Annotated in this window: 12 protein-coding genes and 2 pseudogenes; 10 read left to right on the top strand and 4 right to left on the bottom strand. The window is 33.2% G+C overall.

Going from position 1 to position 12,500, the window contains the following annotated elements:
• The first annotated feature begins 131 nt into the window (after positions 1-131).
• Both BC961_RS07865 and BC961_RS07870 read left to right on the top strand, forming a co-directional pair.
• On the top strand, positions 132-524 hold the full coding sequence (locus BC961_RS07865) for a hypothetical protein (protein WP_121925310.1): 393 nt from the start codon (positions 132-134) through the stop codon (positions 522-524).
• A gap of 164 nt (positions 525-688) precedes the next feature.
• Positions 689-1,726: a DUF2971 domain-containing protein gene (locus BC961_RS07870; RefSeq protein ID WP_121925311.1), complete on the top strand. Its 1,038-nt coding sequence runs from the start codon at positions 689-691 to the stop codon at positions 1,724-1,726.
• A gap of 238 nt (positions 1,727-1,964) precedes the next feature.
• Here BC961_RS07870 and BC961_RS07875 read toward each other — a convergent pair.
• Positions 1,965-2,668: pseudogene (locus BC961_RS07875) on the bottom strand (IS91 family transposase); the annotation flags it as partial.
• A 109-nt stretch (positions 2,669-2,777) separates the two neighbouring features.
• Here BC961_RS07875 and BC961_RS07880 point away from each other — a divergent pair.
• A pseudogene (locus BC961_RS07880) lies at positions 2,778-2,963 on the top strand (GIY-YIG nuclease family protein); the annotation flags it as partial.
• Positions 2,964-3,233: 270 nt separating this feature from the next.
• Here BC961_RS07880 and BC961_RS14945 read toward each other — a convergent pair.
• Positions 3,234-3,428, bottom strand: a complete 195-nt coding sequence (locus BC961_RS14945) for a transposase zinc-binding domain-containing protein (protein WP_394345440.1) — start codon at positions 3,426-3,428, stop codon at positions 3,234-3,236.
• 390 nt (positions 3,429-3,818) lie between these two features.
• Between BC961_RS14945 and BC961_RS07890 the strand changes: the two genes are divergently transcribed.
• From BC961_RS07890 to BC961_RS07910, 5 genes are all read left to right on the top strand, one after another.
• Entirely contained in the window at positions 3,819-4,652 is an 834-nt protein-coding gene (locus BC961_RS07890; RefSeq protein WP_121925312.1) for a helix-turn-helix domain-containing protein, read from the top strand.
• Between the two features lie 176 nt (positions 4,653-4,828).
• Complete coding sequence (gene fdhA, locus BC961_RS07895) at positions 4,829-6,019, top strand: formaldehyde dehydrogenase, glutathione-independent (protein ID WP_121925313.1); 1,191 nt, start codon at positions 4,829-4,831, stop codon at positions 6,017-6,019.
• Positions 6,020-6,124: 105 nt separating this feature from the next.
• Positions 6,125-6,523 carry a GlcG/HbpS family heme-binding protein gene (locus BC961_RS07900; protein WP_121925314.1) on the top strand — a complete coding sequence of 133 codons (399 nt, stop codon included), beginning with the start codon at positions 6,125-6,127 and terminating at the stop codon, positions 6,521-6,523.
• A 1,175-nt stretch (positions 6,524-7,698) separates the two neighbouring features.
• A complete protein-coding gene (locus BC961_RS07905; protein ID WP_121925315.1) occupies positions 7,699-8,196 on the top strand; it encodes a DUF1648 domain-containing protein in 498 nt (165 codons plus the stop codon).
• A gap of 214 nt (positions 8,197-8,410) precedes the next feature.
• On the top strand, positions 8,411-9,034 hold the full coding sequence (locus BC961_RS07910; RefSeq protein WP_121925316.1) for a hypothetical protein: 624 nt from the start codon (positions 8,411-8,413) through the stop codon (positions 9,032-9,034).
• A gap of 482 nt (positions 9,035-9,516) precedes the next feature.
• Here the strand turns inward: BC961_RS07910 and BC961_RS07915 are convergent, their stop codons facing one another.
• Positions 9,517-10,560 (bottom strand): NAD(P)-dependent alcohol dehydrogenase, encoded by a 1,044-nt coding sequence (locus BC961_RS07915; protein WP_121925317.1) that lies wholly within the window; start codon positions 10,558-10,560, stop codon positions 9,517-9,519.
• 226 nt (positions 10,561-10,786) lie between these two features.
• Here BC961_RS07915 and BC961_RS07920 point away from each other — a divergent pair, with 226 nt between their 5' ends.
• On the top strand, positions 10,787-11,221 hold the full coding sequence (locus tag BC961_RS07920; RefSeq protein WP_121925318.1) for a DUF6526 family protein: 435 nt from the start codon (positions 10,787-10,789) through the stop codon (positions 11,219-11,221).
• Between the two features lie 78 nt (positions 11,222-11,299).
• Positions 11,300-11,869 carry a pentapeptide repeat-containing protein gene (locus BC961_RS07925; RefSeq protein WP_121925319.1) on the top strand — a complete coding sequence of 190 codons (570 nt, stop codon included), beginning with the start codon at positions 11,300-11,302 and terminating at the stop codon, positions 11,867-11,869.
• 32 nt (positions 11,870-11,901) lie between these two features.
• Here BC961_RS07925 and miaE read toward each other — a convergent pair whose 3' ends face one another.
• The gene (gene miaE / locus BC961_RS07930; RefSeq protein WP_121925320.1) at positions 11,902-12,495 is read right to left on the bottom strand and encodes a tRNA-(ms[2]io[6]A)-hydroxylase; all 594 of its coding nucleotides are present in this window, start codon (positions 12,493-12,495) and stop codon (positions 11,902-11,904) included.
• Positions 12,496-12,500 lie beyond the last annotated feature (5 nt).

The following is a 12,500-nucleotide window of genomic DNA, read 5'->3' on the forward strand; positions in this document are numbered from 1 at the left end:
TATATACGAGTTAGCGGATATCTTTGGAAAATTCCGTTAATAAAAAAACAATATAAAATAAAGGAACTATTCAAAAAAAACAATAAACCCTTAATGTTGTAAAAATGGCAGAAAGTAAAATTATAGTATGAATGTCTAAAAGTACTGGAATTTATAATAAAAGTAATAAGTACGAAATACTCATTAATAATGAATCTAAAGCTGAACTTGACTATGTAAATAACAGACAAATATTTATTGCAGAAAGCGGAAAAAATATTATTCAAGTTAAAAATGAAAATACTACTATTTTAAAAGTGATAAATATAAGATATGCTCAAGACATAACTATAACTATTAATGCAAGTGTTACTTATAAATTAGGTGTGGGAATTATTATAGGAATTGCAATTACAAGTTTAATTATTCTATTAATTATTGCGAAAAAAGTAATATTGCCTTTAGTTTTTATTCCATTTATTTCGTTGCTTTTCGTAAAAAAAGAAAATTTTCCAAATAGTTTTGAAATAACAATTAGTAAGTAAGACATCCGCTAACCGTCGTTTGGCCATATGGCAGGATTTGGCTTAATTTGAAGATGGTTTTGTACTTGGAAAATTAGCCATTAACCGAAAGATTACGCTTCCTTAATCCGCCACATCGCTAAGCGACCAAACGTAATACACAAGCTTTCCAAAATCCCCAATAAATGAAAGTATTCAAATTTCGAGGTGTTTTAGATGAGAAAATATTAGAGAGAGATTTAAATACATTTTTAGCTAACAAATTCTACGCTTCTAAATTTGAATCTATGAATGATAAATTTGAAGCTAATTTTGATGAAATAATTACAGAGACTTTTGCTTCTCTTGCAAAAATATTTAATGTTAAAGTACCAGACATAAGGAAAGGGATTCAAGAAATTACCAAATATAAAGATACCTTAGGAATATATTGTCTTTCTAAAACATACTTAAGCGAAACACTTTGGGCATATTACGCAGATAATAACCGAGGTTACTGCATTGAGTATGATATTTATAAATTAAAAGATAAAACTCAAAATTTTGATTTTGCATATGAAATTGATGTAAATTATTCTGATGAAAAACCGATTCTTATTGTAAACGACATCAATAATCAAATAGCAATCAATAAAATGTTTGGCACCAAAAAGAAACGCTGGAGTCAAGAAGAAGAAATTAGATTATTATTTGATGATTCAGGTTTTAAAACTCATCATCACTCTGCAATTTCAGCAATATATTTCGGCTGCGATGCTTCAAATGAATTAATAGAAAAATTTATTCGAAAATTTGAGAATAGAAACATAGATTTTTACAAAATGAAAATAAATTATCAAACTAATGCGTTTGAAAGAGAATTAATACACAAAAATGTTATGAAATTGAATTTTGATATAAATAAATTCAATTATCAACTTGTAAAAACTGTTGATAATTTAGTAGTTACGAATTATTATCTTTATATAGAAAAAAAATATAATCTGGATGAGTTAAAAGAATTAGCATTGGCATTTAAAGAAAAACATGGTTACAGAAATTGTAATATTTACTTTGTTAATAATATAGAAATTCTTGAAATTCTTGAAAAATATCCTAAGTCAGATAGTGAATATGTAAAATTTGCAGAATCAATCATCGCTGATTTTCCTTTTGACTGTAATGATGAAATATTTTCTTATCCTTTTAAAGATTGGAAGTATGAAGAGCTTATAACCAAATAAGCCTGCGTATAACAGCTATGGCTTTGTTGGGCTTGAAAAGCCAACAATAAAGCCGCGGTTGAATCCTCCAAGGCGGACAAGCTGGAACCCATTACATGCCGTCAACACTATGGAGTTATCGGAAAATGAGTAGAGAGATTACAAGAGGCTAAAACGCCTCTTTTTTTCCAGTAAAATTGAGTATGGTTTTTCTAGTGTTTTCGTTCATATCTGAATACAAAATCCCTTATCTACGAAATTAGTTTTCACAGGGACCTGAACTTTGGCTACCGCCAAGATACCAAGCAGGCTGACCACGCTGATCAAATACTGCTATTCGATGCAAATTGCCTGTTTTACAACAAGGACATTTGGGCAAAAAAGTTTTCTTCTCTACTTTTTCAATTAGTTTTACCTTTAGTTTTTCTTGTAAAACCTTAAGTTTCTCCCCTTTCCAATGCCTGTTCCGATTCTTATCGGGATGCTACTCAAAAAGCCATAATGATGGATTTTTACAAAACGTTTGGGCAGAATATGCAACGCAAACCTTCGGATAAATTCCTCATGGGTAAGTGTCATTTGTTTCTTAAATCCGTTTTGACGGTAATCTTTGTAGCTAAAAATTACGTTTTGATCGTCAATACTTTGGATTCGGTTATTGCTAACGGCTATTTTATGGGTGTATCTTCCTAAATATTCAACTACTGATTTTGGACTTCCAAAAGGCTTCTTAGCGAACACTACCCATTGCTTTTCCCACAATTGCTTCTTGACTTTGGTATAATTATCAGGGCTTTTCTCTTTTAGTTTCTCGCAATGTTTTGCCCTAAAAACTTTGGACAATGCCTTGACTGGAAACAAAAATTTAACATCGTCTCGTATGTTTTGCCACTTGCCATTTTTGTTCACACCGCCGCCTGGAACAATGCAATGCAAGTGTGGATGCAGGGATAAATTTTGTCCCGCACCCCGTTAGAAATTTTTATACTTTTACATAATGGAAAAATATTATGTTTATGTTTTAGTTTCTCTAATGGATAATTCGTGGTATATAGGCTAGACCTCAAATTTAGATGAAAGAATTATACAGCATAATTCTGGTAGGACAATAACGACGAGTAAAAAGATGCCGTGGGAAATATTGTATCATGAAGTTTCATTTAATAAACAAGACGCTATTGCTACAGAAAAATATCTAAAAAGTGAAATGGGAAGAAGGTATTTAAAAAACAGATTAAAAAATCAACTAGATTTCTAACTGGGCAAGCGTGTGCAAAACAGCAATCATTCCGCTTTGGATTACTGCGGCTTTACCATAGGTTTTCAACGTTTCCTAAGTGGACTCAAAAAGAATATCATACACTAATCTGGGCTCTTGCATCGCTACACTATTGATGCTATCAGGCAAAGTAAAAACAACATAAATTAAGCGAAGCGAATCACGAATTCAAATAAAAAACAAATAAAAAAACATGAGTAAAGTATGGAACTGGTAAGAGTTCGCTTTGTCTAGCTTGTATCCAATCTTTTAGTTTTTTCCCTGACATTTGGGACAATGTCTATTGCGACACGAGTTGTAACTAATACTAATTTTACCACATTGATCACACGCATCAATATGACCGCCTAAAGCTGCCGTTCTACATCTTCTCACGGCTGACAAAGTCCGCAATTGCCAGGTATTGAGCCCTAGATTCTCTATTTTATTACCCAGTTTTTCCATTACATGAGCGACTTCACTTCCACTACGCTCAGTGCAGGCAAATCGACTTCGTTCAGCAGCTACTTGCGGCTGCCGATGAATTTCATTTGAAACGGCATCGTTTGCTGCTTGACTCTAAGTAGAATTGAGCAATCAAAACCGACGTAATCTTAAAAGCAATAATCGTTCTTGCAGCAAAGATATAGTGGAAAGCCCGACCTGAGCCAAACAAAAATATTTTGTTAAAATTAATGAGAATTCTACGTCTTGATCAGAGTAAAATCTCTGGCGAAGGGCCTGCCCAAATAACAAAAAAAATCAGTACACTTGTACAAAAAAATATGTTTATATGGAAGAAATATCCAGTTTGAACTACTTTTACAACTACAAACAAGCCGAAAATAAACTAAAATGCCAATAGAAAATATACCCGAGAAATACTTAAAGAACAGCACGAAAAGTCCAGATTTATTCGTCTATGATTTTAAAATGACCAGTGATGTTTTGAAGAGCAAGGTTAATTTAGGGATGAATATGTTTAGCTTTTTACAAATTGGTAAGAAGCAAGTGCACTTTGCAGGGACAGCGGTTGCGGTAAATAAGGAACAATCCTTACTATTGAAAAAAGGAAATTGGCTCTGGACCGAATTGTTGGATAAAGAGGAAATTTATTACTGCAAACTATTCTTTTTTTCTGAAAAAGTCCTCCGTGAATTTCTCGAAAAACACGGCGCCAACGAGCAACAAGTAAATGATGACATTCCGTATTTTATTATCGGAAATGATGCCTATATTTCGTCGTATATCAATTCGCTTTCGACAATCAGTGAAGCTCCAAAGGTCTTTATGGAAAATTTACTCTCGGTTAAATTTGAAGAGTTAATGCTGTATCTTCTACACAAATATGGACAGAAATTTCAATCATATTTATATTCACTTGTCGCCAAAGAAACCTCTCCGTTTCGGAAAATTGTGGAAAGCAAAATTCATTCTAATCTGAAATTGGGAGAAATTGCATTTTTATGTAATATGAGTTTGTCCACTTTCAAACGTCATTTTATAGAAGAATACAAAGTTTCTCCGGGAAAGTGGTTACAAGATAAACGACTTCAAAAAGCGAAAGAAACTTTAGAGCAAGGTAGTTTGAGACCATCGGATATTTATCTTGATTTTGGTTACAACAATCTTTCTAACTTTAGTATAGCCTTCAAAAACAAGTTTGGAATAAGTCCAAGAGATATTTGATTACCTATTAGAAGTTTTATAATCCATTTAAAATCAAGATGCTAATTTATATTTTGGACGACCTTTTCATAAAAAATTAATATTTGACCTCTTTTCAATAAGATTGACCTTTTATAATAAGTGGAACGGTTGGCATTCTTTCTAATTTAGTTGTAAATAATTTAAATCTGAAAAGTATGTGCAAAAATCATGGAATTTCCTACATGGGAACTGGAAAAGTGGAGTTACTAGAAATAGAATATCCTAAATTAGCGCTAGGTGACAGAAAGTGTGAACACGGTGTTATCTTAAAGATAATCGCCACTAATATTTGTGGATCTGACCAACACATGGTGAGAGGTAGAACCACCGCCGAAAAAGGATTGGTTCTTGGACACGAAATTACCGGAGAGGTTATAGAATTAGGACGCGATGTGGAATTTATCAAAAAAGGAGATATCGTTTCGGTTCCCTTCAACGTTGCTTGTGGTCGTTGTAGAAATTGTAAGAGCGGTCTGACGGGAATATGTCTAAATGTTAATGGCGATCGTGCCGGAGGTGCTTACGGATATGTCGACATGGGTGGATGGATTGGAGGCCAAGCAGAATATGTGATGGTACCTTACGCTGATTTTAACCTATTGAAATTTCCTGACAAAGATCAAGCAATGGATAAGATATTAGATCTTACGATGCTTACAGATATTCTCCCAACAGGATTTCACGGAGCAGTTATGGCAGGTGTAACGGCTGGTTCAGTCGTATATATTGCAGGTGCTGGACCAGTAGGTCTTGCTTGCGCGTCAAGTTGTCAATTATTAGGTGCAGCTGTGGTAATTGTAGGTGATCTTAATGAAGAACGTCTTGCTCACGCCAGAAGTTTTGGTTGTGAAACCATTAATTTGACCAACGGTATTCCGGTGCAGGAACAAATCGCGATGATTGTTGGTGTACCTGAAGTAGATTGTTTTGTAGATTGTGTCGGTTTTGAGGCAAGTGGACATGGTGCAAACGCAGGGAAAGAAATGCCCGCTGTTGTTCTAAATCAAGCTATGGCAATCACTCGCGCTGGAGGATCTATTGGAATTCCAGGTTTGTACGTGACTGAAGATCCAGGAGCAACAGACAAAGCGTCAAAAGAAGGAAGTCTTAAAATTCGTTTTGGATTAGGTTGGGCAAAATCTCACTCTTTCCACACAGGGCAAACGCCAGTGATGAAATACCACAGACAACTAATGAATGCAATTTTGCACGACAAAATTAATATTGCCAAAGCTGTAAATGCAGAAGTGATAAGCTTAAAAGATGCACCACGAGGCTATGCTGAATTTGATAGCGGAGTTGCTAAAAAATTCGTAATTGACCCACACGGAATGATACGCAGATAAACTGACTCATTTTCATAAGAAAATAGACTTTTTAAGTAATCGGACTTTTTCAATCTCACTGTATATTTACAGTATAAATAGTAACAAATTTTAAAATATAAATATATGAACATTACATTAGCAAAAGCAGAAAAAGCGATTGCGGCAGCAAAACAAAAAGCGGTTGCAATAGACACAAAAATGAACATCGCCATTGTAGACGGAGGAGCAAACTTAGTAGCATTTGTTCGTATGGACGGTGCGTGGTTGGGTTCGCTAGACATCTCAATCAAAAAAGCAAAAACAGCTCGTTTCTTTGATATGAATACCGGAATTGTTGGTTCTTTATCTCAGCCAGGTGGTTCATTATACAATATTGAACATTCAAATAACGGATTAATCACGTTTCCAGGTGGAATTCCAATAAAAAACGCTCAAGGCGAAATCATTGGAGCTATTGGTGTAAGCGGAAGTTCAGTAGAAAATGATCATACAGTTGCAGAAGCTGGAGCGTCAACGTTCTAGTAAAAACATAAGTTTTGGTAAAAAGAGGACAATTAGCAATAATTGTCCTCTTTTTTTATGGAGTAAAGTCAAGAAATTCAATGTCCAGGTTAAAGCCACATTTGCTTTGTTATTTTGGAATACTGACAAACTTTGGGTCATTAAGCACAGTGTATTAAATTTTAGTTTGCTTGGCATTTCAATAGCTTTAGGTGTTCATTCTAATGAAGTAATTTATATTTAGCCCCCAATTTCTCAGAGGGACAGTCCTTTTAAATTCGTTAAAACTTCAGCTTTAATGCTTTTTCTTCGGGCGCAACCTTCGCCAAAGTGTTTTCGATAGAATTTCAACTTTTCGTTTGACTCAGGTCAGGCTGTCCATTATATCTTTGCTGCCAGAAATTTTAGTTTTCATTTTAGAAATTTTTCGAGGGCAGCAAAGGATGCCATTACCATCCCTTGCGCGGGTTATTACACAATTATTAAAATTGAGAGCATGAATGTAAAAGCAATCGTTGCGAGAAATGTTATTGGAATGGAAATTCGAGTGATTATTTAAAAAGTAAAAGCTAAAAAAATTTTCAAAAAATTTATAGAACAATAGAAAAAAATTTAGGAAAATTGGAATCCAATTGTACTAAATAAAGAAGATTCACCAGACGAATATTATGGATATTTGCGCCAACTAGTTTAAAAATCAATGGTGGGAATAAAACAAAGATAATAGAATATTTATTCAAAAGTAGGCAACGAAATGATAGGAATTCAAGCTGAAAAAGAATATTCTGAAAAGACAGCCAAAAAGATAAACAACATATAAAAATAAAATCGATTGCACAACAACTAAGGCTTTGTTGCGCTTAAATCGATGCAAGAGTTCCTCAAAATTTGGAACTTTACGAATTGCCTGATTAAGGATTTTTTTTTCCCTTAACGCATCCGGATGCTTTTTTTGTATCCATGTAAAAAGTTTTAGTATTTTTACAAAGGACTAACATTTTCACCCAAAACAATACCGAAGGTTTAGTTCAACAACCGTTAGAAGATATTTGGACATTTGGCTGAATTTAAAGATGGTTTTGTAATTGGAATATTTGCGTTTAATAAAAAAATCTTTCAGCTTTAATACTCATCTACACCAAGAGTAAAGACGATTTAGCCGATGTTAATAATCGACAATGAAAAATTAAATTGCAATGGAAATACGACCACGAATAAAATTAGAACTCACACACGCTGACAAGACCGTTGAAATAATTGGTTGGCTTTTAATTTTTGCTATTTGGGGTTTGGCATTTTATAAATTCGACAGCTTACCAGACATTATTCCGACACATTATAATGGTTCTGGAGTTCCTGATGGTTTTGGTGATAAGTGGATGTTTTTAACTTTATCATTAGTGGCAACAGTACTTTTTGTTGCTATGACTGTATTAAATAAATTTCCTCACATTTTTAATTATCCAACATACATAACGGTAGAGAACGCAGTAAAACAGTACACAAATGCAACTAGATTAATTAGGTACCTAAAAGTAATAATTGTTGCCGTTTTTGGACTAATTGCTTATCAAACAATAAGACATATTAATGGACAAACAGAAGGATTAGGGGCTTGGTTTTTACCATTGACAATGGTGCTGATCTTTATACCTCTATTTTATTTTATAATTAAATCATTTAAGACAAAATAAAGAGAAAAAATCAAGCACTGGCTTTAGCAGCGGATTACACAGGTGACGACAAATGCGGTTAATTTGCTTTTAACTATCGAAAGAGATTTTATGGTAGTCGAAAGATATCAGTTACAAAGTTCGCCAATTTGCAGGTCACGAAAAGCTATGTGGATCTTAAAAACAAATAATTAACAAAAAAAAAATCGTACTAATTTATAAACAAGCATATTAAATGAAAAAGCAACTTAGTAAAATAGTGCGATGGGAGAAATATAGTGGGATTGTTGGCTTTTATAAGTTTCTATTTATTTTTTTTGTTTTAGGAATTTTTTTTAGCCCTGTAGTATTGCATTTGCTCAACCCTAATATTTGGGAACAATTAAAAAATAGTGATTTTAGCAAATCAATAATTCCAGTAGTATTTTTATGTTTTACATTTTCTATACTACCATTTTTAATCGTTGGAATTATTCTTTGGTTTAAGAAGAATAAAGAATACAAATTACTCTTGACAAACGAAGAGAAATACAAAGACATAGAAAGTAGAAATTGGAGAGGTAATGACAAAATATGGGACAAAGCTATTACATACAGTCCTTCAATTAGTATATTAATTGCATTACTAACTTTGCCATTTTTACTAGTACATAACGCACCAATACAAAATTCATTTCCATTATATAGTTGCGCGATACTGCTATTGTTTGGGACACTATATTCCCTTTACCAATCATTCTACAGCAATATTTATAATGATAAATTATTTGTACCAAATTTTTTAAAAATTCTTTTTATAATCGTTTTGCTTTTGGTTGTATTATCAGTAGTGATCGTATTAATTGGTATTGAAAATTAATGATAGTAGTACACTAAATAAATTTCTATGGGATTCACGGTTACAATTAAAAAGTGTGAAAAAGAAATATTTGAATTTTTCCTCGGAAAGCTTCAAGAAATTAAGATAGTGGAGGAGGAAATTTTTAAACGAAGTAATAGCTTAAAAAAACTAAAAGAATCTAACCAACTCCAACCCGAAGAAAAGGAACTATAGCTAGAAAATCAAACCGTAGTAAAGTAATAGCTACTTCAATAAGTATAAATCGTTCATAAAAGGGTATTACTTCATTTATAGTTCAACAAAGTGCGAATATCTAAAGTATATTTATAATCAAATTATTTTCACAATGAACTAAGCAAATTGAACGGTTGTCAAAATGCAATATGAGTCTGGAATAAAAAAGCAAAAATATATATTTAAAATCAATCTATCATAAAAAGCAAAAACGCTGCAGTAATTTGCAGCGTTTTCTCTCCTTATATTCTATGAATTTAATTTTATTACAAAGTCGCCATATCAATCACAAAACGATATCTCACATCACCTTTAATCATTCGATCATAAGCTTCGTGAACATTTTTGATATCAATCATTTCAATATCTGAAACTATTCCATGTTCTGCGCAGTAATCTAGCATTTCTTGCGTTTCTGGCAAACCACCAATTAAGGATCCCGCTAAACTTTTTCTACCACCTATTAAACTGAAAGCATGAATTTGGTAAGGTGTTGGAGGCGCTCCTACACAAATGTGAACTCCGTTTACACCTAATAAAGAAAGATATAAATTCAAATCATGTGGTGCAGAAACAGTATCCAAAATAAAATCAAAATAACCTGTTACGCTTTTCAATTGCTCTTCATCTTTAGTAACAATAAATTTATGTGCTCCTAATTTTTTAGCATCAACTTCCTTTTCAGGAGAAGTACTTAAAACGGTAACTTCGGCTCCAAAAGCAACTCCGAATTTTACAGCCATGTGTCCTAAACCACCTAGTCCTAAAACAGCTAATTTATGTCCTTTTCCCACTTTCCAGTGTCTTAACGGCGAATACGTTGTGATCCCCGCACAAAGCAATGGTGCTACTGCTGCTAAATTTAATTTATCTGATACATGAAGTACAAAATCTTCATGCACGACGATTGTATTGGAATAACCACCATATGTTGGTGTTTTTCCATCTTGACCTAAAGCATTATAAGTTCCAGTACTTCCATTAGAACAAAACTGCTCTAAGCCTTCTTTACAATTATCGCAGGTTCTACACGAATCCACTAAACAACCAGTTCCAGCAAGATCTCCAACTTTGAACTTTTTGACATGAGTTCCAACTTTAACAACCTTCCCTACAATCTCATGACCGGGAACCATTGGGTAAATTGCTCCTCCCCAATCGTCCTTTATTTGGTGCAAATCACTGTGGCAAACTCCGCAAAATTGTATGTCAAATTGCACATCGTTTGGCCCTACCTCTCGTCTTTCAAAACTCCATGGAGCTAAATCTGTTTTTGCATCTTGAACTGCATATCCTTTAGTTGGTATCATAATTTTTAATTTTTACTAAAATTATGAAATTTTAAGTTTTATAGTGTTTACGCTCTCATAATGTTTCCATAATATTACGAGAGACCTAATTACTGTCACATACTTGCTGCATTCTGTTCGCAAAAAAAAGTAAAAGCTTTATATCGTTTTAATTTTTTAGAAACGAATATCCTTCTTTATAAATCCGCTTTCACTGTTTTTAAGTATCTTTAAAAAAATTAAAAACATGAAAGATCAATCTTATAAAAATCACATTCGGTTTTATCCACCGCATCATTTTGTTTATTATCCAATTATAATGGCATTTCTGTCCTTTAGCATTTATTTCGCTTTTACAACGGTAGATGTATTGTTGTGGTCATTTATAAGTGCCATTTTTGTAGTGCTTTTTTGCCTTGCCTTTATGTTGAGACAGCATTACGCCTTAACATTACAAAATAGAATCGTACGTCTTGAATTAAGTTACCGTTATCTTGCTGTAACAGGAAATAGATTGGAACTTATTGAAGATACATTAGATGATTCCCAATTATTTGCATTACGTTTTGCTCCAGATGAAGAACTCGCTGCACTGACGCAAAAAGCAGTAACAGAAAATCTATCAGGAGATACCATCAAAAAATCAATTAAGAACTGGAAGGGCGATTACGAAAGAGTTTAATATTGGAGAAGAAATCTTCTGATTAATTTGAACAGCACTTTAGAATTTGTTTCTTTGCTAGCAATCGAAAAATACAAAATGCCAGAATATTTTCTAGATATTGAATACGACAAAATTACTTATACTGAAGAGGAAGTTAATTTTAAAGAATTTGAATGCTGCACTTTTACAAATTGTAATTTCTCACAATGTGTATTTGTCGCAGTAACTTTTGTAGATTGTACTTTCAACAATTGTGTTTTTAGTGAAGCAAAAATAAATTATGTTGCTTTTAGAACCGTGATTTTTAATGATTGCGAAATCAAAGATGTCAATTTTGCAATGTGTGATAAGCTAATTTTCGAAATCGCATTTAATAACTGTGTATTAGATTTTTCTAAGTTCTACACTTTAAAAATTAAAAGAACTTCCTTTACTGACTGCAGTCTTGTTGCAGTAGATTTTATGAGTACCGATTTGACTGAAGTTGTTTTTGATAACTGCGATTTATATCGAAGTGAGTTTGCCAAAGCCATAGCTAATAAAGCTAACTTTCAAACTAGTTACAATTACACCATAGATCCCACCAAAACTAAAATTAAGAAAGCTGTTTTTTCTTTAGACGGAGTAAAAGGATTACTGTACAAACATGATATTATAGTTCAATAATTACATAGGTTCTAATTACTGAACTATAAATATTATCCATGAATGGTTTCGCTCTTTCCGTAATTTGCGATTACACATGCTTCAAATTCTATCCATTCTCGCCATCTTTTTTCTACGTCAATTCCAGTTCCGTACTTACGAGCATAGGTAATAAAGGTGGTGTAATGTCCCGCTTCACTTTCCATTAAATCCCTGTAAAAAACAGACAACTCTTCGTCTTGAATATTTTCTGAAAGTACCTTAAAGCGCTCACAACTTCGAGCTTCAATCATTGCAGAGAACAGCAATCGTTCCACTAAACTAGAAACTCGGCTGCCGTTACCGTTCTTTTTCATGTATAAATACAATTCATTTACATAATCGTCTTTGCGTTCGCGTCCCAGCTTTAATCCGCGTTTAATGATGATATTGTGAACTTGCTCAAAGTGATCAATTTCTTCTTTGGCTAAAGCCAAAAGATCCTGAACTAAATCCTGATGCTCAGAGTTATTAGTGATAATCGTAATTGCATTAGTAGCTGCTTTTTGCTCGCACCAAGCGTGATCCGTCAATATTTCTTCAATATTTTTTTCTACAATATTCACCCATCTAGGATCCGTTGGTAATTTTAATCTTAGTACAGTCATACTTT

Origin of the sequence: Flavobacterium weaverense (genome assembly GCF_003688495.1) — a bacterium.
In the GTDB taxonomy this organism is placed as follows: Bacteria; Bacteroidota; Bacteroidia; order Flavobacteriales; family Flavobacteriaceae; genus Flavobacterium; species Flavobacterium weaverense.